The 18917-nt window shown below is 55.8% G+C and carries 24 protein-coding genes; 13 read left to right on the top strand and 11 right to left on the bottom strand.

Features of this window, described 5'->3' with window-relative positions; translation table 11 throughout:
• The 7 genes from rpoN to BHE81_RS16420 are packed head-to-tail and all read right to left on the bottom strand — an operon-like array spanning position 1 to position 5859.
• Positions 1 to 1434 (bottom strand): RNA polymerase factor sigma-54, encoded by a 1434-nt coding sequence (rpoN, locus tag BHE81_RS16450; protein ID WP_004149952.1) that lies wholly within the window; start codon positions 1432 to 1434, stop codon positions 1 to 3.
• 47 nt (positions 1435 to 1481) lie between these two features.
• A complete protein-coding gene (gene lptB / locus BHE81_RS16445) occupies positions 1482 to 2207 on the bottom strand; it encodes an LPS export ABC transporter ATP-binding protein (RefSeq protein ID WP_002918417.1) in 726 nt (241 codons plus the stop codon).
• Positions 2208 to 2213: 6 nt separating this feature from the next.
• Positions 2214 to 2759 carry a lipopolysaccharide ABC transporter substrate-binding protein LptA gene (gene lptA / locus BHE81_RS16440; protein ID WP_002918415.1) on the bottom strand — a complete coding sequence of 182 codons (546 nt, stop codon included), beginning with the start codon at positions 2757 to 2759 and terminating at the stop codon, positions 2214 to 2216.
• The gene (gene lptC / locus BHE81_RS16435; protein WP_002918413.1) at positions 2728 to 3303 is read right to left on the bottom strand and encodes an LPS export ABC transporter periplasmic protein LptC; all 576 of its coding nucleotides are present in this window, start codon (positions 3301 to 3303) and stop codon (positions 2728 to 2730) included. The genes lptA and lptC overlap by 32 nt, the downstream gene beginning before the upstream one ends.
• Positions 3300 to 3866 (bottom strand): 3-deoxy-manno-octulosonate-8-phosphatase KdsC, encoded by a 567-nt coding sequence (gene kdsC / locus BHE81_RS16430; protein ID WP_002918405.1) that lies wholly within the window; start codon positions 3864 to 3866, stop codon positions 3300 to 3302. Before kdsC ends, lptC begins: the two co-directional genes overlap by 4 nt.
• 14 nt (positions 3867 to 3880) lie before the next feature.
• A complete protein-coding gene (gene kdsD / locus BHE81_RS16425; RefSeq protein WP_004144922.1) occupies positions 3881 to 4885 on the bottom strand; it encodes an arabinose-5-phosphate isomerase KdsD in 1005 nt (334 codons plus the stop codon).
• Entirely contained in the window at positions 4882 to 5859 is a 978-nt protein-coding gene (locus BHE81_RS16420) for a calcium/sodium antiporter (RefSeq protein WP_002918397.1), read from the bottom strand. The genes kdsD and BHE81_RS16420 overlap by 4 nt, the downstream gene beginning before the upstream one ends.
• A 209-nt stretch (positions 5860 to 6068) precedes the next feature.
• Here BHE81_RS16420 and mlaF point away from each other — a divergent pair, with 209 nt between their 5' ends.
• From mlaF to murA, 7 genes are all read left to right on the top strand, one after another.
• A complete protein-coding gene (gene mlaF, locus BHE81_RS16410) occupies positions 6069 to 6881 on the top strand; it encodes a phospholipid ABC transporter ATP-binding protein MlaF (RefSeq protein WP_004150950.1) in 813 nt (270 codons plus the stop codon).
• Positions 6882 to 6888: 7 nt separating this feature from the next.
• Complete coding sequence (gene mlaE / locus BHE81_RS16405; RefSeq protein ID WP_004150949.1) at positions 6889 to 7671, top strand: lipid asymmetry maintenance ABC transporter permease subunit MlaE; 783 nt, start codon at positions 6889 to 6891, stop codon at positions 7669 to 7671.
• Between the two features lie 4 nt (positions 7672 to 7675).
• On the top strand, positions 7676 to 8227 hold the full coding sequence (gene mlaD / locus BHE81_RS16400; protein WP_002918387.1) for an outer membrane lipid asymmetry maintenance protein MlaD: 552 nt from the start codon (positions 7676 to 7678) through the stop codon (positions 8225 to 8227).
• A gap of 18 nt (positions 8228 to 8245) precedes the next feature.
• A complete protein-coding gene (gene mlaC / locus BHE81_RS16395; protein ID WP_002918386.1) occupies positions 8246 to 8881 on the top strand; it encodes a phospholipid-binding protein MlaC in 636 nt (211 codons plus the stop codon).
• Complete coding sequence (gene mlaB, locus BHE81_RS16390) at positions 8881 to 9171, top strand: lipid asymmetry maintenance protein MlaB (protein ID WP_023301470.1); 291 nt, start codon at positions 8881 to 8883, stop codon at positions 9169 to 9171. Before mlaC ends, mlaB begins: the two co-directional genes overlap by 1 nt.
• A 136-nt stretch (positions 9172 to 9307) precedes the next feature.
• The gene (ibaG, locus tag BHE81_RS16385) at positions 9308 to 9562 is read left to right on the top strand and encodes a BolA family iron metabolism protein IbaG (RefSeq protein WP_004144910.1); all 255 of its coding nucleotides are present in this window, start codon (positions 9308 to 9310) and stop codon (positions 9560 to 9562) included.
• A 53-nt stretch (positions 9563 to 9615) separates the two neighbouring features.
• Complete coding sequence (gene murA, locus BHE81_RS16380; RefSeq protein WP_002918382.1) at positions 9616 to 10875, top strand: UDP-N-acetylglucosamine 1-carboxyvinyltransferase; 1260 nt, start codon at positions 9616 to 9618, stop codon at positions 10873 to 10875.
• Between the two features lie 55 nt (positions 10876 to 10930).
• Here murA and sfsB read toward each other — a convergent pair whose 3' ends face one another.
• A complete protein-coding gene (gene sfsB, locus BHE81_RS16375; RefSeq protein ID WP_002918381.1) occupies positions 10931 to 11203 on the bottom strand; it encodes a DNA-binding transcriptional regulator SfsB in 273 nt (90 codons plus the stop codon).
• A gap of 197 nt (positions 11204 to 11400) precedes the next feature.
• Positions 11401 to 12372, bottom strand: a complete 972-nt coding sequence (ispB, locus tag BHE81_RS16370) for an octaprenyl diphosphate synthase (protein WP_004144907.1) — start codon at positions 12370 to 12372, stop codon at positions 11401 to 11403.
• Between the two features lie 260 nt (positions 12373 to 12632).
• On the opposite strand from ispB, the gene rplU reads away from it, so the two are divergent.
• The 4 genes from rplU to cgtA all read left to right on the top strand — a co-directional run bounded on the left by rplU (position 12633) and on the right by cgtA (position 15475).
• Positions 12633 to 12944, top strand: a complete 312-nt coding sequence (gene rplU, locus BHE81_RS16365; RefSeq protein WP_002918379.1) for a 50S ribosomal protein L21 — start codon at positions 12633 to 12635, stop codon at positions 12942 to 12944.
• Positions 12945 to 12964: 20 nt separating this feature from the next.
• A complete protein-coding gene (gene rpmA, locus BHE81_RS16360) occupies positions 12965 to 13222 on the top strand; it encodes a 50S ribosomal protein L27 (protein WP_002434222.1) in 258 nt (85 codons plus the stop codon).
• A 93-nt stretch (positions 13223 to 13315) separates the two neighbouring features.
• On the top strand, positions 13316 to 14281 hold the full coding sequence (locus BHE81_RS16355) for a DMT family transporter (protein ID WP_004149938.1): 966 nt from the start codon (positions 13316 to 13318) through the stop codon (positions 14279 to 14281).
• A gap of 15 nt (positions 14282 to 14296) precedes the next feature.
• Positions 14297 to 15475 carry an Obg family GTPase CgtA gene (gene cgtA / locus BHE81_RS16350; RefSeq protein ID WP_002918377.1) on the top strand — a complete coding sequence of 393 codons (1179 nt, stop codon included), beginning with the start codon at positions 14297 to 14299 and terminating at the stop codon, positions 15473 to 15475.
• 51 nt (positions 15476 to 15526) lie between these two features.
• Here cgtA and dacB read toward each other — a convergent pair whose 3' ends face one another.
• Positions 15527 to 16960 (bottom strand): serine-type D-Ala-D-Ala carboxypeptidase, encoded by a 1434-nt coding sequence (dacB, locus tag BHE81_RS16345; protein ID WP_004149937.1) that lies wholly within the window; start codon positions 16958 to 16960, stop codon positions 15527 to 15529.
• A gap of 235 nt (positions 16961 to 17195) precedes the next feature.
• Between dacB and greA the strand changes: the two genes are divergently transcribed.
• Positions 17196 to 17672 (top strand): transcription elongation factor GreA, encoded by a 477-nt coding sequence (gene greA, locus BHE81_RS16340; RefSeq protein WP_002918375.1) that lies wholly within the window; start codon positions 17196 to 17198, stop codon positions 17670 to 17672.
• A gap of 152 nt (positions 17673 to 17824) precedes the next feature.
• On the opposite strand, the gene yhbY is transcribed toward greA, so the two are convergent.
• Complete coding sequence (gene yhbY, locus BHE81_RS16335) at positions 17825 to 18118, bottom strand: ribosome assembly RNA-binding protein YhbY (RefSeq protein ID WP_002918374.1); 294 nt, start codon at positions 18116 to 18118, stop codon at positions 17825 to 17827.
• 123 nt (positions 18119 to 18241) lie between these two features.
• On the opposite strand from yhbY, the gene rlmE reads away from it, so the two are divergent.
• Complete coding sequence (rlmE, locus tag BHE81_RS16330) at positions 18242 to 18871, top strand: 23S rRNA (uridine(2552)-2'-O)-methyltransferase RlmE (protein ID WP_002918373.1); 630 nt, start codon at positions 18242 to 18244, stop codon at positions 18869 to 18871.
• The last annotated feature ends 46 nt before the right edge of the window (positions 18872 to 18917 follow it).

Raw genomic sequence — 18917 nt, 5'->3', positions numbered from 1 at the left:
TCAGACCAGTTGTTTACGCTGGTTTGACGGCGGGATGGATAAAGACTCTCTGTACTTCGCGACAGTGCGGCGCGCCACCATAATACCCTGCTCGGACAGCATGGAGGTGAGCTTACTGTCGCTCAACGGCTTCGCGGGGTTTTCCGCGGCGATGAGCTTCTTCACCAGCGCGCGAATCGCCGTCGACGAGGCTTCGCCTCCGCCTTCGGTATTCACATGGCTGGAGAAGAAATACTTCAGTTCAAAAATACCGCGCGGACTGTGCAGATATTTTTGCGTGGTGACACGGGAAATCGTCGATTCATGCATCTCGACGGCCTGGGCGATATCGGCCAGCACCATCGGCTTCATATACTCTTCACCCTGTTCGAAAAAAGCCTGCTGCTGCTCTACGATGCAGCGGCTGACGCGCAGCAGGGTATCGTTGCGGCTTTCCAGACTTTTAATCAGCCAGCGGGCTTCCTGCAGATTGCTGCGAATGTACTGGCCGTCGGCGTCATTGCGGGCGCTGTTGCCCATTGCCGCATACTGCTGATTTATTTTCAACCGTGGAATGCTGTCGGCGTTGAGCTCGACGGTCCAGCGGCCGCTCACCTTGCGCACCAGCACATCCGGGATGACATATTCCGGTTCGCTGGTCTGAATGGACTGGCCAGGGCGAGGATCCAGGGACTGGATCAGATTGACCGCCTCTTTAAGCACCTCTTCTTTCAGGCGGGTGACTCGCATTAGAGTGCGGAAATCATGGTTGGCCAGCAGATCAAGATGGTCGCTGATAATCAGCCGGGCCTCTTCCAGCCACGGCGTCTCTTTAGCAAATTGCGACAGCTGGATCAGCAGGCAGTCGCGCAGATCTTTCGCTGCGACGCCAACCGGATCAAAACGCTGGATTCGCTTGAGGACCGCTTCCACCTCCTCCAGGCCGATCTCGTCATCGCCGATGCTGTCGACAATATCTTCAATCTGAATCGTGAGGTAGCCCGTATCGTCGACGGCGTCGACGATAGAGGTGGCAATAGCGCGGTCGGTGTCGGTGAAAGGCGTCAGCTCAACCTGCCACATCAGATAGTCCTGCAGCGTCTGGGTGGTCTCGCCTTGATAGACGGGAAGCTCGTCGTCCTGATAGTCGACGCCGTTACCCGACGGCGTGCCAGCGGTATAGATTTCATCCCAGCTGGCATCGAGAGGCAGTTCGTCGGGCATCTCTTTTTGCTCAAGCGCATCGACGGTATCGAGGGACTCGCGGTCCTCCACCTCTTTTGCCTCTACCTCGTCGTGAAGATCGGTTTGCTCAAGCAACGGGTTACTTTCCAGCGCTTGCTGGAGCTCTTGCTGGAGTTCTAACGTGGACAACTGCAGCAAACGAATCGCCTGCTGCAGCTGCGGCGTCATGGCAAGCTGTTGGCTAAGCCTTAATTGCAAACCTTGCTTCATGTTCAGGGTAAATATCTCCGGCTAAAACGTCTGTAACCTCTACCCTATCAGAGTCTGAAGTCTTCCCCAAGATACACGCGCTTAACCTGCTCATCTTCGAGGATCTGCTGCGGTGTACCATGAGCGATAAGGTGTCCCTGACTGACAATATACGCGCGTTCGCAGACCGCGAGGGTCTCACGGACGTTATGGTCGGTAATCAGAACGCCGAGACCGCTGTCGCGCAGGTGCTCAATGATGCGTTTAATATCGATAACGGAGATCGGATCCACGCCGGCAAAGGGTTCATCCAGAAGAATAAATTTCGGATTCGCCGCCAGCGCGCGGGCGATTTCGACGCGGCGGCGTTCACCACCGGAGAGCGCCTGACCGAGGCTGTCGCGCAGGTGCTCAATATGAAACTCTTCCATCAGCTCTTTAGCGCGATCTTCCCGTTGCTCGCTGGTTAAATCGTCACGGATCTGCAGGACCGCCATCAGGTTGTCATAGACGCTGAGGCGACGGAAAATCGACGCTTCCTGCGGCAGATAGCCGATGCCCCGTCGCGCGCGCGCGTGCAGCGGCAGCAGGCTGATGTCTTCGTCATCGATGATGATATTGCCTGCGTCGCGGGGCACAATCCCGACCACCATGTAGAAGGTGGTCGTTTTACCGGCGCCGTTCGGGCCGAGCAAGCCGACAATCTCGCCCGAGTTAACGGTGAGACTGACATCTTCCACCACGCGGCGGCCTTTATACGCTTTAGCGAGATTCTTCGCAGTTAAGGTTGCCATAACGGATTAGTTACTCTTCTTTTGCTGGTTGCCGCTTTTGTCTTGCAGCTCGGACGGCACCAGAACGGTGGTGACGCGTCGACCTTTATCGCTGAAGGCCTGCATTTTTTGCTCTTTCACCAGATAGGTGATCTTGTCGCCCTTGATGTTGCTGTCGAGCTGTTCCAGATAAGCGTTGCCCGTCAGCACGACGTAATCGTTCTGCAGCTCGTAGCGCATTTTCGACGCCCGGCCTTTTACCGGCTTGCCGTTATCCTGCATCTGATAGAAAGTAGCCGGGTTACCGAAACCTTCGATCACCTCTTTGCCTTTCTCGTTGCCTGGACGGGTGACCACCACTTTATCAGCGTTAATCTTGATCGTCCCCTGGGTCACGACCACGTTACCGGTGAAGGTGACGACATTGCCCTGCATGTCCAGCGACTGCTGATCGGACTCGATATGGATCGGCTGATCGGTATCGCCCGTCTTGGCGAGGGCCGGCAGGCTGGCGGCCAGTAACGCGCCGGCGAGCGCAATCTTAAGGCTGAGTTTGTTTGTTCTGAATTTCATAAGAGGTTCTCACCTTTTCAATCAGCTCGGCATTTTTGCTGCGAAGGTTTCCACGCATTTTCAGGCCGCTGGAATTAAATGTGGTGCCGTATAACGTCACCATGTCATCGGAGGTAACGTCCTGCGTTACCAGATTTATCTGGGCGTTATCCGTCGTAATTTTGCGCAGTTGAGAATCTGGCGCGAGCGCATTCACCTCAACGTGCCCGTAAAGATAGAGCATCCGGTCATTCGTCAGCTTCGCTTTGTCTGCTCTGACCGACCAGGTAGGCACCTTGTTAGTATCAAAGGTGGTCATCACCGGTTTGGTAAACCAGGAGACCTCCTGATCGGAAAAATATTCCACGTGCTCGGCAATCAGCCGATAGCTCAGGGCGCCTTCCGGACTGTATACCACGGTGTCGGTATGTTCGCTTTTATACGTAGGGTCGTTAGGATTGACCTCCGGCTGGGCCGTGTCGTCCGTATTCGCCAGATTCAGGCCGATAAGGATCAGCGCGAGCAGCGACAGTAAAATGATAACCCAACGTCTGGTTTTACTCATATTGATTGCCCTTTGGCCTCATCCAACTTGCCCTGCGCCAATAGTAACAAATCGCAGACTTCGCGTACCGCGCCGCGTCCGCCGTTAATTCGCGTGACATAATTCGCCCGCGGTAGCAGCAGCGGATGCGCATCGGCGACGGCGACGCTAAGGCCCACTTCGGCCATCACCGGCCAGTCAATCAGATCGTCGCCGATGTAGGCGACTTCTTCCGGCCGCACGTGCAGTTTGTCCGTCAGATCGCGGAACGCCAGCAGCTTGTCCGACTGCCCCTGGTACAAATGCGTGATGCCCAGCGTCTGACAGCGATCTTCTACCAGTTTAGCTTTTCGCCCGGTAATAATCGCCACTTCAATACCCGAGGTCAGCGCGCAGCGGATACCATAGCCATCGCGGACGTTAAACGCTTTCAGCTCCTCGCCGTGATTACCCATATAGATAAGCCCGTCGGATAATACACCGTCGACATCAAGGATCAGTAGACGGATCTTCGCCGCGCGATCGACAAACGCCTGGCTTACCGGCCCGTAGCAGGTCGCTAACTGAGCATCAGCATTATTCATTATTTTTTCCTTACTTACACTACGCCCGCGCGCAGCAGATCGTGCATATGTACCACACCCAGCAGATGGTCGCCATCGGCAACCAGCACGCAGGTGATATGACGGGATTGCATCAGGTTTAACGCATCCACCGCCAGAGTGCCGGGGCGGATGCGGATACCTCCCCGGGTCATGACGTCGGCAATGCTGGCATCGCGCATATCAACGCCGGTATCGAAGACCCGGCGCAGGTCACCGTCGGTAAAAATACCGATGATGTTCATATCGTCATCGCAGATAGCGGTCATGCCTAAATTTTTACGCGTGATTTCCAGCAGCGCATCGCGCAGGGTCGCCTGCAGGCCGACGTGCGGGATTTCATCACCGGTATGCATAATATCATTGACCCGCAGCAACAGCTTACGGCCGAGTGCGCCGCCCGGATGCGACAGGGCGAAATCCTCAGCGGTAAAGCCGCGGGCTTCCAGCAGGGCGACGGCGAGGGCATCACCCATCACCAGCGCGGCGGTGGTGCTCGACGTGGGCGCCAGTCCTAACGGGCAGGCCTCCTTCGGCACTTTCACGCACAGATGGATATCCGCCGCGCGCGCCATGCTGCTCTCCGGCCGGCTGGTGATACAGATAAGCTTCACCTGCTGGCGCTTGAGGACCGGGATCAGCGCGAGGATTTCATTCGATTCGCCGGAGTTCGACAGCGCAATTACCACATCCTGCGGGGTGACCATACCTAAATCACCGTGCGCCGCTTCGCCGGGGTGGACAAAAAATGCCGAGGTGCCGGTACTGGCGAAGGTTGCCGCCATTTTGCGGCCGATGTGGCCGGATTTGCCCATCCCCATCACCACGACTTTCCCACCGCAGCGGAATATCGTTTCGCAGGCATGGGTAAAGTCTTCATTTATGTATTGATCGAGCTGGGCCAGACCTTCACGTTCAATTTCCAGCACCTGACGGCCTGCCTGTTGAAAGTCAAAATCCGTGGGCAAATCTATTTGCGACATGATGTTATCCCGAATCATTCAACGAAGAGCGGTGCTGTCCAAAACAGCATCGCCAACCAAACCACAAAGCCGCCGACCAGCAACGCGCCAACCAGTCGTCCCGGCTGCTGCTGACGGCGCCAGCACAGCACTGCGAAGATCAGGCTGACCAGCAGCATCACGCCATAATCGCGAGTGAAGGCTTCGGTCGCAAAGCTCCCCGGCGCGATCAGCGCCGGTAAACCCAGCACCAGTGCGATATTAAGGATATTGGCGCCGATGATATTGCCGATGGCAATATCATCTTCCCCTTTCCGCGCCCCGGCGATGGCGGTGGCCAGCTCCGGCAGGCTGGTGCCTATCGCCACCACCGTCAGGCCGACGGTCAGTTCGCTGATGGCGAAATAGTTTGCCAGCACTGTACTGTTATCCACCACCATGCGGGTCGCCATCGGCATGACGATCATCGCTACCCCTAACCAGAGCAGGGCGACCGGCAGCGACCCTTCGCGTGGCAGCTCCGCCAGCTGTTCGCGGGTCAGGCTATCGCTTCCCTGGCGCTCCGCCAGGCGAGCGATTTTGATGGTGAACAGCAGCCACAGAAGCGCTAACGCCAGTAAAAATAGCCCGTCGAGACGGGTCAGTTGTCCATCGTAGAGCACCAGTCCCGCCAGCACGCTGACCAGCAACATTAGCGGTAATTCGCGGCGCAGAATATCAGAATGCACGGTAAATGGCCTGAGTAAGGCGGCGAGACCGAGGATCAATAAGATATTGGTGATATTAGATCCGAGCGCGGTGCCGACCGCCAGATCGGTCTGCCCGTGCAGCGAGGCCGCGGTGGCGACCATGATCTCAGGCAGGCTGGTGCCGATACTGACCACTGTCATGCCGATGATCAGCGGCGGGATCCCCAACATACGACACAGGATGGAGGCGGCATAGACCAGACGATCGGCGCTGTAGACAACCAGCAATAAACCAATAATTAACAGAGCCGTCGCTAAGAGCATCTAAAGTCCTTTCTTCAGGTATAATCGTCGCCTCGCTGGGTTATCCCTACGCAGCGTAACGAATTCTTAATTTTGACTTTATGTGTGCCAAAAGTAAAACAAATGCCAGCTTTCGCTAACCTGTGCAGGTAAGATTCTGTAAAAATGTTGTGATTGTGGCGCAAGAAAGGGCCATGCTTGCCCGTCAGGTGTTTAGTAAGGATGATTTTATGAGCCAAACTCAGGCGAATTTAGTTGAAGTGCGCGGTATCCGCTTTTCACGCGGCGATCGTGTGATCTTCGACGACATCTCGCTGTCGGTGCCGCGCGGTAAAATTACTGCGATCATGGGACCTTCGGGGATCGGCAAGACTACCCTGTTACGCCTGATCGGCGGCCAGATCCCGCCGGACAGGGGAGAGATCCTGTTTGATGGCGAGAACGTGCCGCAGATGACGCGTTCGCGTCTTTATACGGTGCGTAAGCGGATGAGCATGCTGTTCCAGTCCGGCGCGCTGTTCACCGATCTCAATGTCTTTGACAACGTTGCCTATCCGCTGCGCGAACATACGCATTTGCCGCCTGCGCTGCTGCATACGACGGTGATGATGAAGCTGGAAGCGGTGGGGCTACGCGGTGCGGCGAAGTTAATGCCTTCTGAGCTTTCCGGTGGGATGGCGCGCCGCGCCGCCCTGGCGAGAGCCATTGCCCTGGAGCCGGATCTGATTATGTTCGACGAACCGTTCGTCGGGCAGGATCCCATCACTATGGGCGTGCTGGTGAAGCTGATTTCTGAACTCAACAGCACGCTGGGTGTCACTTGCATCGTGGTTTCGCACGATGTGCCCGAGGTGCTTAGCATCGCGGACTACGCGTATATCGTGGCGGATAAAAAGATTGTCGCCCACGGTAGCGCCCAGTCGCTACGGGAGAATACCGATCCTCGGGTTCGTCAGTTCATTGATGGTATTGCCGACGGTCCGGTACCGTTCCGTTATCCCGCTGGCGACTATCACCATGATTTATTAGGCATAGGGAGTTGAGCGACTCATGCTGTTTAATGCGCTGGCCGCGCTAGGTCATCGCGGTATTAAAACCACCGCGACGTTTGGACGCGCCGGATTAATGCTTTTCAACGCCGTTGTCGGCAAACCAGAGTTTCGCAAGCACGCGCCGCTGCTGGTTCGTCAACTCTATAACGTCGGCGTCCTGTCGATGCTGATTATCATTGTATCGGGCTTGTTTATCGGTATGGTGCTCGGGCTGCAGGGGTATCTGGTGTTAACCACCTACAGCGCAGAGACCAGTCTTGGCATGCTGGTGGCGCTGTCGCTGCTGCGTGAGCTGGGGCCGGTGGTCGCCGCGCTGCTGTTTGCCGGCCGCGCCGGGTCGGCGCTGACCGCCGAGATTGGCCTGATGCGGGCCACGGAACAGCTCTCCAGTATGGAGATGATGGCGGTGGATCCGCTGCGTCGCGTCATTTCCCCACGCTTCTGGGCCGGTGTCATTTCGCTGCCGCTGCTGACGATTATCTTCGTCGCGGTAGGGATCTGGGGCGGTGCGCTGGTGGGTGTGAGCTGGAAAGGCATTGACGGTGGTTTTTTCTGGACCGCGATGCAAAATGCCGTCGACTGGCGAATGGATCTGGTGAACTGCCTGATTAAGAGTCTGGTGTTCGCTATTACGGTAACTTGGATTGCGTTATTTAATGGTTATGACGCTATCCCCACTTCCGCCGGGATTAGCCGGGCGACAACGCGTACCGTGGTGCATGCGTCGCTGGCGGTTCTGGGGCTGGATTTTGTGCTGACTGCGCTGATGTTTGGGAATTGAGTTCATGCAAACGAAAAAAACTGAAATCTGGGTAGGGGTGTTCTTACTGGTGGCGCTGCTGGCGGCGCTGTTTGTCTGCCTGAAGGCGGCGAACGTCACCTCGCTACGCACCGAGCCGACTTATCGCCTTTATGCGACTTTCGATAACATCGGCGGCCTGAAGGCGCGTTCGCCGGTGCGCATCGGCGGCGTGGTAGTGGGGCGGGTAGCGGACATTACGCTCGATCCGAAAACCTATCTGCCACGCGTGGAGCTCGATATCGATGAGCGCTACAACCATATCCCGGATACCAGTTCGTTGGCGATCCGCACCTCTGGCCTGCTGGGCGAGCAGTACCTGGCGCTGAACGTCGGTTTTGAAGACCCGGACCTCGGGACGACTATCCTTAAAGACGGCGGCACTATCCAGGACACCAAGTCCGCCATGGTGCTGGAAGATCTGATTGGTCAGTTCCTTTATAACAGTAAGGGCGGCGACAATCAGAATTCTGGCAATGATAAGGCCGAGGCAGAAGGTCATACTGACGCGACGCCGGCAGCCGGCACGACGCATTAATTTCAGGAGAAATACGATATGTTTAAACGCTTACTCATGGTCGCCATGCTGGTGATTGCCCCGCTGACCGCCGTCCAGGCCGCAGATCAGTCCAATCCGTATAAGCTGATGAATGAAGCGGCGCAGAAAACCTTCGATCGCCTGAAGAATGAACAGCCGAAGATTAAAGCTAATCCTAACTATCTGCGCGACATCGTCGACCAGGAGTTATTGCCGTATGTACAGGTGAAATATGCCGGCGCGCTGGTGCTGGGCCGCTATTACAAAGAAGCGACCCCTGCGCAGCGTGAGGCCTATTTTGCCGCCTTCCGTGAATACCTGAAGCAGGCCTACGGTCAGGCGCTGGCGATGTACCATGGGCAGACTTACCAGATTGCTCCGGAGCAGCCGCTGGGCAGCGCAACCATCGTTCCGATCCGCGTCACTATCATCGACCCGAACGGTCGTCCGCCGGTACGTCTTGACTTCCAGTGGCGTAAAAATACCCAGACCGGCAACTGGCAGGCCTACGATATGATCGCGGAAGGGGTGAGCATGATCACCACCAAACAGAATGAGTGGAGCGATCTGCTGCGCACCAAGGGCGTTGATGGCCTGACCGCGCAGCTGAAAGCGATCTCTGCGCAGCCGATCACCCTGGAACAGAAAAAATAATGAGCGGGCAGCTGAGCTGGACTCGCGAGGGCGAGACGCTGGCGCTGCACGGGGAACTGGATCAGGATCTGCTGGTCCCGCTCTGGGAGGCGCGCGCACAGGCGACGGCGGGAACGGCGATCATCGATCTCAGTCAGACCACGCGCGTGGACACCGCGGGCCTGGCGCTGTTAGTGCATTTTGTGGCGCTGATTCGCCGTCAGGGCCGGAAAGCGCAGCTGGTCGGCAAGAGCGAAAACCTGCAAACGCTGATCGGTCTTTACAACCTGCCTGCCGATCTGATCTCATAATCTTTTCAGTGCCTTAGCACTGAAGCTATTCCGAAAGCCCTGGCAATCTTTTCGCCGGGGCTTTTTGCTTGTTTAAGACCGCGCCACTTTCCTCTAAGATGTTGGGCTGTTTTCACTATCAGATAAATTTGAGCCCATGGAAAATCATGAAATTCAGACCGTGCTGATGAACGCACTCCCCCTCCAGGAAGTCCACGTCTCTGGCGATGGCAGCCACTTTCAGGTTATTGCTGTGGGTGAGATGTTCGATGGCATGAGTCGGGTGAAAAAGCAGCAGAGCGTCTACGCGCCGCTGATGGAATATATTGCCGACAACCGCATCCATGCGCTGTCGATCAAGGCCTTTACTCCGCAGGAGTGGGCGCGAGACCGCAAACTCAATGGCTTCTAAGCTGTGGGGGATCCCCTGCAGCGTATGTGAATTTTTAATAGAGAACAGAATCAATGGATAAATTCCGTGTTCAGGGGCCGACTCGCCTTCAGGGTGAAGTCACCATCTCCGGGGCAAAAAACGCCGCCCTGCCAATCCTCTTTTCCGCGCTGCTTGCCGAAGAGCCGGTAGAGATCCAAAACGTACCTAAGCTGAAAGACATCGATACCACCATGAAGCTGCTGAGCCAGCTGGGCGCGAAGGTCGAGCGCAATGGTTCGGTATGGATTGACGCCGGCCCGGTCGATGTATTCTGTGCTCCGTACGATCTGGTGAAAACCATGCGCGCCTCTATCTGGGCGCTGGGCCCGTTGGTGGCACGTTTCGGTCAGGGGCAAGTTTCTCTGCCTGGCGGCTGCGCTATCGGCGCGCGTCCGGTCGATCTGCATATTAGCGGTCTGGAGCAGCTGGGCGCCGAGATCAAACTGGAAGAAGGTTATGTCAAAGCCTCGGTCAGCGGTCGCCTGAAAGGCGCGCATATTGTGATGGATAAGGTGAGCGTCGGCGCCACCGTAACCATCATGAGCGCAGCGACGCTTGCGGAGGGAACGACGATTATTGAAAACGCCGCTCGCGAGCCGGAGATTGTCGATACCGCCAACTTCCTGAACGCGCTGGGCGCAAAAATCACAGGCCAGGGTAGCGATCGCATTACCATCGAAGGCGTGCAGCGCCTGGGCGGCGGCGTCTACCGTGTGCTGCCTGACCGTATTGAAACCGGGACTTTCCTGGTGGCCGCGGCGATTTCCGGCGGCAAGATCCTCTGCCGTAACGCGCAGCCGGATACCCTGGATGCCGTACTGGCGAAGCTGCGCGACGCCGGGGCTGACATCGAAACGGGCGAAGACTGGATCAGCCTCGATATGCACGGCAACCGTCCGAAAGCGGTCAACGTGCGTACCGCGCCGCACCCGGGCTTCCCGACCGATATGCAGGCCCAGTTCACGCTGCTTAACCTGGTAGCGGAAGGGACCGGCGTGATCACCGAAACGATCTTTGAAAACCGCTTCATGCACATTCCGGAGCTGATCCGTATGGGCGCGCACGCGGAGATCGAGAGCAATACCGCTATCTGTCACGGCGTGAAGCAGCTTTCTGGCGCGCAGGTGATGGCGACCGATTTGCGCGCGTCGGCGAGCCTGGTGCTGGCCGGCTGTATCGCTGAAGGGACCACCATCGTCGATCGCATCTATCATATCGATCGCGGCTATGAGCGTATCGAAGATAAACTGCAGGCCCTGGGCGCCAATATTCAACGCGTGAAGGGCGAGTAACCGCGTCCTGACAGCGCCCCGGGACGTTGTTCCGGGGCGCTGTCGAGCAATCACATCACTTGTCGATCTTCTTCTGACGCATCATCTGCGTTCTGTCGATAAATTCATGAGTCACCGGGTCGTGGTAGCGTGACGGCCAGATGACCCACGGCTGCGTTTCCAGCGCTGTGGCGATAATCAATTCGCCTTTCGGCCAGGGGCGGGTCAGGGCGTTCGCCAGCGTTGAAGAACTTAGTCCGTGCCGTCGCGACTCTGCCGCCAGCGATGTTCCCCGTTTACGTAATCCCGCAACAATATCTGCGGGATGCCAGTCGATGAACTTATCCATAAATTCTCCTGGTGTTAAAGGTCCAGATCGTCCCACATGGGCGATAGAGACACTATACCCGCGTACTATGTAGGGTTCTAACAAGTTCTGTTAAAGCGCCGGAATATTCAGAATCTATCAAGATATTCGGAAGTTTAGGGAGAGAAATGGCATTTTACTGGAACTTTCCCGCGCGTCGCGCGGGAAAGGAGGGGGGATTAATGATCGCGCTGGACTGCAATATGCGCCAGCCCAATCAAGGCTTCGCGCCAGGGCGTGTCCGGGAGGATCTGCAGCGCGGCAATGGCTTTGTCAGCTTCTTCTTCGGCACGCTTCTGCGTCCATTCCAGCGAACCGCAGGTCGCCATCGTTTCCAGCACAGCATCCAGTAGATGGCGGCCGTTGCCTTGCTCGATCGCACCGCGGATCATCGCTGATTGATCGGGTGTGCCATGGTGCATGGCGTGCAGCAGCGGTAGCGTGGGTTTACCTTCGTTCAGGTCGTCACCGACGTTTTTACCGAGCCGCTCGCCGTCAGAGCTATAATCGAGTAAATCGTCGATTAGCTGGAAAGCGGTGCCGAGATAGCGGCCATAATCCTGCAACGCGCGCTCTTCTTCCGCAGTGCAGTCGGCCAGCAGTCCCGCACACTGCGAGGCAGCTTCAAACAGGCGCGCCGTCTTACTGTAGATAACGCGCATGTAGTTCTCTTCGGTGATATCCGGGTCATTGACGTTCATCAGCTGCAGCACTTCGCCTTCGGCAATGACGTTCACCGCTTCCGACATGACCTCAAGGATCTTCAGCGAGCCCAGCTGGGTCATCATCTGAAAGGCGCGGGTATAGATAAAATCGCCGACCAGCACGCTGGCGGCATTGCCAAACGCCGCATTGGCCGTGGCTTTGCCGCGACGCATATCAGACTCATCGACGACGTCGTCATGCAGCAGGGTGGCGGTATGAATAAATTCAATCAGCGCGGCAATGGTGACATGCGCGCTCCCCTGATAGCCCACCGCGCGTGCGGCGAGCACAGCAATCATCGGGCGAATGCGTTTGCCGCCGCCGCTGACGATGTAATAGCCTAACTGATTGATAAGCTGAACATCGGAGTTGAGTTGCTCAAGAATCGTCGCATTGACACCCGCCATATCTTGCGCGGTTAACTCATTGATTTTTTCTAAATTCATCGCAAAAGCCGGGCCAAATGTCCTGTTACCATGAATCCAGGTGGGATCACAGAAGGATTAAGACAGAATTAAAAGAAGATATGATTGTACTGAAAAATTGCCGTAGATAAACGTTGTCGTGAAAGTTGTGTTTTTTTTCTGCATTGATCGCTAATCGCTCTTGTCAAAGGCTCGCGTTTTGCGTAATATTCGCGCCCTATTGTGAATATTTATAGCGCACTCTGAATCACATAAAGAGGTGCGCGGAAGCGGAGTTTTATATGTACGCGGTTTTCCAAAGTGGTGGTAAACAACACCGAGTAAGCGAAGGTCAGACCGTTCGCCTGGAAAAGCTGGACATCGCAACTGGCGAAGCTGTTGAATTCGCTGAAGTGCTGATGATCGCAAACGGTGAAGAAATCAAGATCGGCGTTCCTTTCGTTGAGGGCGGCGTAATCAAAGCTGAAGTTGTTGCTCACGGTCGTGGCGAGAAAGTTAAAATCGTTAAGTTTCGTCGTCGTAAACACTATCGTAAGCAGCAGGGCCATCGTCAGTGGTTCACTGATGTGAAAATCACTGGCATCAGCGCCTAAGACCTGAGGAGTAGATTTAAATGGCACATAAAAAGGCTGGCGGCTCGACTCGTAACGGTCGCGATTCAGAAGCTAAACGTCTGGGCGTAAAACGTTTCGGCGGTGAAGCAGTTCTGGCAGGTAGCATCATCGTTCGTCAACGTGGTACTAAATTCCACGCTGGTACCAACGTTGGTTGCGGCCGTGACCACACTCTGTTCGCTTTGACTGACGGTAAAGTCAAGTTCGAAGTTAAAGGCCCGAAAAACCGTAAATTCATCAGCATCGTTGCTGAATAAGTTTTTCGCGTCCCGGTAACGGATGAAAGCCCCGCAACACGTTGCGGGGCTTTTTACATTCGTCTACCGGAAAATTTTTGCAGGGAAACAGGCATGAAGCAGCAGGCTGGGATTGGCATTATTCTGGCGCTTACCACCGCAATGTGTTGGGGAGCGTTGCCGATTGCAATGAAACAGGTTCTCGAGGTGATGGCGCCGCCTACGGTGGTCTTTTATCGCTTTCTGATGGCCAGCATTGGGCTTGGCGCGATCCTCGCGATCAAAGGCAAACTGCCGCCGATGCGAATTTTTCGCAAGCCGCGCTGGCTGGTGTTATTAGCGATTGCCACCGGCGGTCTGTTCGGTAACTTCATCCTGTTTAGTTCTTCCCTGCAATACCTCAGCCCCACGGCTTCTCAGGTCATCGGCCAGCTATCGCCGGTGGGGATGATGGTGGCTAGCGTCGTAATTCTGAAAGAGCGCATGCGCGGCACCCAGGTGGTGGGCGCGTTGATGCTGCTCAGCGGGCTGGTGATGTTCTTCAATACCAGTCTGATTGAAATCTTTACCCGCCTGACGGACTACACGTGGGGGGTAATTTTCGGCGTTGCTGCCGCTACGGTGTGGGTAAGCTACGGCGTCGCGCAAAAGGTGTTATTGCGCCGTCTGGCATCACAGCAGATACTGTTTTTGCTGTACACTTTGTGTACGATTGCATTACTGCCGCTTGCTGAGCCCGGAGTGATTTCCCGGTTAAGCAGTTGGCAACTGGCATGCCTGATTTTTTGCGGGCTGAATACCCTGGTCGGCTACGGGGCGCTGGCGGAAGCCATGGCGCGCTGGCAGGCGGCGCAGGTCAGCGCGTTAATCACCTTGACGCCACTGTTTACGCTACTGTTTTCTGATTTATTATCAATGGCCTGGCCCGATGTTTTCGCCAGACCGATGTTAAACCTGATTGGTTATCTCGGTGCGTTTGTCGTGGTTGCGGGCGCGATGTATTCCGCCATCGGCCATCGTCTTTGGGGACGTTGGCGTAAGCGAGAGGCGGTAGTACCGCTGCCCCGCTCAGGCGAATGATTTACGGAGAGTAAAATGAAGTTTGTAGATGAAGCAACGATCCTGGTCGTAGCAGGTGACGGCGGCAATGGTTGCGTAAGCTTCCGCCGCGAAAAGTATATTCCGAAAGGCGGTCCGGATGGCGGCGATGGCGGCGATGGCGGCGATGTCTGGCTGGAAGCGGACGAGAACCTGAACACCCTGATCGACTACCGTTTTGAAAAATCGTTCCGCGCCGAACGTGGGCAGAATGGTCAAAGCCGCGACTGTACCGGTAAGCGCGGTAAAGACGTGACGGTAAAAGTGCCGGTCGGCACCCGGGTTATCGATCAGGGCACCGGCGAGACCATGGGCGATATGACCAAACACGGTCAGCGTCTGATGGTGGCGAAAGGCGGCTGGCACGGTTTGGGCAACACCCGTTTCAAATCGTCCGTTAACCGTACGCCGCGTCAGAAAACCATGGGTACCCCGGGTGATAAACGCGACCTGCAGCTGGAGCTGATGCTGTTGGCCGATGTCGGGATGCTGGGCATGCCGAACGCCGGCAAATCCACCTTCATCCGTGCGGTCTCCGCCGCCAAGCCGAAAGTGGCTGACTATCCGTTTACCACCCTGGTGCCAAGCCTGGGCGTGGTGCGTATGGACAATGAAAAGAGCTTCGTAGTTGCCGATATCCCGGGGCTGATTGAAGGCGCAGCGGAAGGGGCAGGCCTCGGTATCCGCTTCCTCAAGCACCTCGAGCGCTGCCGCGTACTGCTGCACCTCATCGATATCGATCCGATCGACGGCTCCGATCCGGTTGAGAATGCGCGCATTATCATCGGCGAGCTGGAGAAATACAGCGAGAAGCTAGCCTCCAAACCACGCTGGTTAGTTTTCAACAAGATTGACCTGATGGACAAGGCCGAAGCCGAAGCCAAAGCCAAAGCGATTGCCGAAGCGCTGGGTTGGGAAGAGAAATTCTACCTGATCTCCGCGGCCAGCCAGCAGGGCGTGAAAGAGCTATGCTGGGACGTGATGACCTTCATCATCGAAAACCCGATCGTGCAGGCGGAAGAAGAGCAGAAGCCGGAGAAAGTCGAGTTTATGTGGGACGACTATCACCGTCAGCAGCTTGAAGAGGCCGAAGCCGAAGCAGAAGATGACGAAGACTGGGATGACGACTGGGATGAGGACGACGAAGAAGGCGTCGAATTCATCTACAAACGCTAATCCTGACTTCTCTGGATCAAAAAGGGCCGCATCTGATGCGGCCCTTTTGTTTTAATTGTTCTGGTACAAATCTTTATACAAGCGGCTTTCAAAGCGGACCAGTGGGATGCGGCGATTGCGCTGATCAGCTGGCTCCACGGCGTATCCGGAGAGATATTGCACGAAGGCCACCTTTTGTCCGCTGGCGGTAGTGATGAAGCCTGCGAGGTTGTAAACCCCCTGGAGCGACCCGGTTTTCGCCGAGACTTTACCATCGACGCCCGCCTGATGAAGACCGGCGCGATACTGCAGCGATCCGTCATGGCCCGCCAGCGGCAGCATGGAGATGAAGTTGAGCTCGGTATCGTGCTGGGCGATATACTGCAGCACCTGCATCATGGTCGCCGGGGCGATCAGGTTGTGGCGCGACAGGCCAGAGCCGTCGGCGATGATAGTGTTGCCGAGATCGACCCCAGCCTGTTGACGCAGGATCTGCCGTACGGCATCGGAGCCCGCCCGCCAGGTGCCAGGTACGCCGAACCGGGCGTGGCCGATGGTGCGAAAGACGGTGTCGGCAATCATGTTGTCTGACTTCTTCAGCATGATCCGCAGCAGATCGTGCAGCGGAGCCGACTGGCTGGTTGCCAGCACGGTGCCGGGCTCATTGGCCAGCGTCTGGCGCAGCAGCGTGCCGCTGTAGGTGATCCCCGCCTGGGCCAGCTCCGCTTTGAGGATCGCTCCGGCGTAGCTGGCGCCATCCTGAATGGCGAAGGCCAGAGGCAGCGGCTCGCTACGCTGCGGCAGGCAGCCGGTGAGAGTATAGCGATTGAGATCGCCCGGCACCACGTCGAGCTCGCAATACTGCGCTTCCGATGAGCCACGCGCCAGCGTTCGCACCTGGCTGAACATGGTGACCGGATAATAGGATGCAACGCGAATGAAGGCGACATCGCCCGGTTTCTGCGCGCTATACAGCGAGACAGAGAAGCAGTTACGGTCGACAATCGCCGCCGCCGGCGGGGCGCTGAAGCACTGCGTCAGGTCGTTCCACGGCCAGCCGGGCGCTTTGTCATGGCTGGCGAAGACCGACGTATCGATGAGCACATTGCCTTCGATACGCTGCACGCCGGCTTTTTTCAGCGTCGCCACCATATTGCGAATATCCTGCCGTTTAAGCGTCGGATCGCCGCCGAAGCGTGCAATCAGGTCGCCTTTCAGCACGCCGCCGTCAAGGGAACCTTTGGTTTCCAGCGTGGTGGTAAAGCGAAAATCGGGCCCCAGTTGCAGCAGCGCCGCCAGCGCGGTGATGACCTTTTGCGTACTGGCCGGGAGCGCCATTTGCTGGCTGTGATAGTCGATTTCCGGCGTCGATGCGCCGACCTTTTGCGCCATAAAGGCAAGGTTCGCACCGGCGGGAAGCTGGTTGATGTACTCGTCAATATTCGCCGCCTGAGCGCTAAGCGCTATACCGGCGGTCAATCCGATGATAAATCTGGGAAATCGCATAATCTCGCGCTAACAACCTGAAGCCAGGCCGTCATACTACGGTGCAACGCCCAGTAAAGTAAACGATGACCCATAATGAACTTCGGGGTAAAATACCCATCAAATGAAAAATTGCTGCTGACCTGGGGAGTGTTTCCCGGGTCGGTTTCTTTTTGCTCGTGTCCTGCCCGTGGGCAGGACAGGTGGCGGAGCGGAGCTATCCGTTCCCTGAAGGAATGATAAAGAGGTATAACTAATGCAAGCGATTCCGATGACCTTACGTGGCGCTGAAAAACTGCGCGAAGAACTGGATTATCTGAAGTCTGTGCGTCGTCCTGAAATCATTGCCGCTATTGCTGAGGCCCGTGAACACGGCGATCTGAAAGAGAATGCCGAGTATCACGCCGCGCGTGAGCAGCAGGGTTTCTGCGAAGGGCGTATCAAGGATATCGAAGCGAAGCTGTCTAATGCGCAGGTTATCGATATCACCAAAATGCCGAACAACGGCCGGGTGATTTTTGGTTCTACCGTCAGCGTGCTGAACCTCGATACCGACGAGGAACAGACCTACCGCATCGTGGGCGATGACGAAGCTGATTTTAAGCAGAATCTGATCTCCGTGAACTCGCCGATCGCCCGCGGTCTGATCGGCAAAGAGCAGGATGACGTCGTGACTATCCGTACCCCGGGTGGGGAAGTGGAATACGAAATTACCAAGGTTGAATACCTGTAAGGCGTATTTCCCGCTACGATGTTTATAGATTGTAAAGAAAGGAAAAAGGCCGCATAGCGGCCTTTTATCAACGTCAGGAGCATGGCATTTTGCTCGCCTGGCCGCAGAAATCCCTCGTTTTACACAAAGTTGTGTCGAGATTCAGGATATTCTTAGCGTGGCAGCGAGATTTTACGCTCTGGTGTTGGGCGGTACAGAACCAGCGTTTTACCGATGACCTGTACGTTACAGGCGCCGGTTTCGCGTACGATGGCTTCCACGATCAAGGCTTTTGTTTCGCGATCTTCTGAGGCGATCTTCACCTTGATGAGTTCATGGTGCCCTAACGCTTGTTCGATCTCGGCCAGTACCCCTTCGGTCAAACCATTGTTGCCAAGCATAACTACCGGCTTGAGCGGATGTGCCAGACCTTTCAGGTGCTGTTTTTGTTTAGTACTCAGATTCATCGTATTTTTTTGCTTACGTTGGGATTGAAAACGGGTCATTCTACCGCCATCTCCCATATATCGCCAAACTACCGCGTCGATTTTTACGCAGTAAAGTACGATGAACCCGAACGGGAATGTTAAATGACAGGTAAAAAGCGTTCTGCCAGCTCAAGCCGCTGGCTTCAGGAACACTTTAGCGATAAATATGTTCAACAGGCACAGAAAAAGGGGTTACGTTCCCGTGCCTGGTTTAAACTTGATGAAATACAGCAAAGTGACAAAATTTTTAAGCCGGGGATGACGGTAGTCGACCTCGGTGCTGCTCCCGGTGGCTGGTCGCAGTATGCGGTCACGCAGATCGGCAACAGCGGCCGCATCATCGCTTGCGATCTTTTACCAATGGATCCAATCGTTGGTGTGGACTTCCTTCAGGGCGATTTTCGTGATGAATTAGTCCTGAAAGCGTTACTTGAGCGAGTGGGCGACAGTAAAGTCCAAGTTGTCATGTCCGATATGGCGCCGAATATGTGCGGAACACCGGCGGTGGATATTCCCCGGGCTATGTATCTGGTAGAACTGGCGCTTGAAATGTCTCGTGATGTATTAGCGCCAGGTGGTAGTTTTGTAGTGAAGGTGTTCCAGGGCGAAGGCTTCGATGAGTATCTTCGAGAAATTCGCTCCCTGTTTACGAAGGTCAAAGTTCGTAAGCCGGACTCTTCCCGCGCTCGTTCGCGTGAAGTGTATATTGTAGCGACCGGGCGTAAACCATAACCGGCAGATTTCAAACGAAAGTTTGAAAGAAACTGGATATAGAGTA

Origin of the sequence: Klebsiella sp. AqSCr (genome assembly GCF_008452795.1) — a bacterium.
Taxonomy (GTDB): Bacteria; Pseudomonadota; Gammaproteobacteria; order Enterobacterales; family Enterobacteriaceae; genus Klebsiella; species Klebsiella pneumoniae.
Note: the sequence above shows the minus strand (reverse complement) of the source record. Positions and strands in the feature narration are given on the sequence as shown.

Bases quoted from the DNA above. Each gene is read 5' to 3' on its own strand.
- mlaC (WP_002918386.1), top strand. From the start codon at position 8,246: ATGTTTAAACGCTTACTCATGGTCGCCATGCTGGTGATTGCCCCGCTG.
- lptA (WP_002918415.1), bottom strand. From the start codon at position 2,759: ATGAAATTCAGAACAAACAAACTCAGCCTTAAGATTGCGCTCGCCGGC.
- dacB (WP_004149937.1), bottom strand. From the start codon at position 16,960: ATGCGATTTCCCAGATTTATCATCGGATTGACCGCCGGTATAGCGCTT.
- rpoN (WP_004149952.1), bottom strand. From the start codon at position 1,434: ATGAAGCAAGGTTTGCAATTAAGGCTTAGCCAACAGCTTGCCATGACG.
- cgtA (WP_002918377.1), top strand. From the start codon at position 14,297: ATGAAGTTTGTAGATGAAGCAACGATCCTGGTCGTAGCAGGTGACGGC.
- yhbY (WP_002918374.1), bottom strand. From the start codon at position 18,118: ATGAATCTGAGTACTAAACAAAAACAGCACCTGAAAGGTCTGGCACAT.
- BHE81_RS16355 (WP_004149938.1), top strand. From the start codon at position 13,316: ATGAAGCAGCAGGCTGGGATTGGCATTATTCTGGCGCTTACCACCGCA.
- mlaF (WP_004150950.1), top strand. From the start codon at position 6,069: ATGAGCCAAACTCAGGCGAATTTAGTTGAAGTGCGCGGTATCCGCTTT.
- mlaD (WP_002918387.1), top strand. From the start codon at position 7,676: ATGCAAACGAAAAAAACTGAAATCTGGGTAGGGGTGTTCTTACTGGTG.
- lptC (WP_002918413.1), bottom strand. From the start codon at position 3,303: ATGAGTAAAACCAGACGTTGGGTTATCATTTTACTGTCGCTGCTCGCG.
- ispB (WP_004144907.1), bottom strand. From the start codon at position 12,372: ATGAATTTAGAAAAAATCAATGAGTTAACCGCGCAAGATATGGCGGGT.
- BHE81_RS16420 (WP_002918397.1), bottom strand. From the start codon at position 5,859: ATGCTCTTAGCGACGGCTCTGTTAATTATTGGTTTATTGCTGGTTGTC.
- rlmE (WP_002918373.1), top strand. From the start codon at position 18,242: ATGACAGGTAAAAAGCGTTCTGCCAGCTCAAGCCGCTGGCTTCAGGAA.
- rpmA (WP_002434222.1), top strand. From the start codon at position 12,965: ATGGCACATAAAAAGGCTGGCGGCTCGACTCGTAACGGTCGCGATTCA.
- sfsB (WP_002918381.1), bottom strand. From the start codon at position 11,203: ATGGATAAGTTCATCGACTGGCATCCCGCAGATATTGTTGCGGGATTA.
- lptB (WP_002918417.1), bottom strand. From the start codon at position 2,207: ATGGCAACCTTAACTGCGAAGAATCTCGCTAAAGCGTATAAAGGCCGC.
- mlaB (WP_023301470.1), top strand. From the start codon at position 8,881: ATGAGCGGGCAGCTGAGCTGGACTCGCGAGGGCGAGACGCTGGCGCTG.
- greA (WP_002918375.1), top strand. From the start codon at position 17,196: ATGCAAGCGATTCCGATGACCTTACGTGGCGCTGAAAAACTGCGCGAA.
- mlaE (WP_004150949.1), top strand. From the start codon at position 6,889: ATGCTGTTTAATGCGCTGGCCGCGCTAGGTCATCGCGGTATTAAAACC.
- kdsD (WP_004144922.1), bottom strand. From the start codon at position 4,885: ATGATTCGGGATAACATCATGTCGCAAATAGATTTGCCCACGGATTTT.
- kdsC (WP_002918405.1), bottom strand. From the start codon at position 3,866: ATGAATAATGCTGATGCTCAGTTAGCGACCTGCTACGGGCCGGTAAGC.
- rplU (WP_002918379.1), top strand. From the start codon at position 12,633: ATGTACGCGGTTTTCCAAAGTGGTGGTAAACAACACCGAGTAAGCGAA.
- murA (WP_002918382.1), top strand. From the start codon at position 9,616: ATGGATAAATTCCGTGTTCAGGGGCCGACTCGCCTTCAGGGTGAAGTC.
- ibaG (WP_004144910.1), top strand. From the start codon at position 9,308: ATGGAAAATCATGAAATTCAGACCGTGCTGATGAACGCACTCCCCCTC.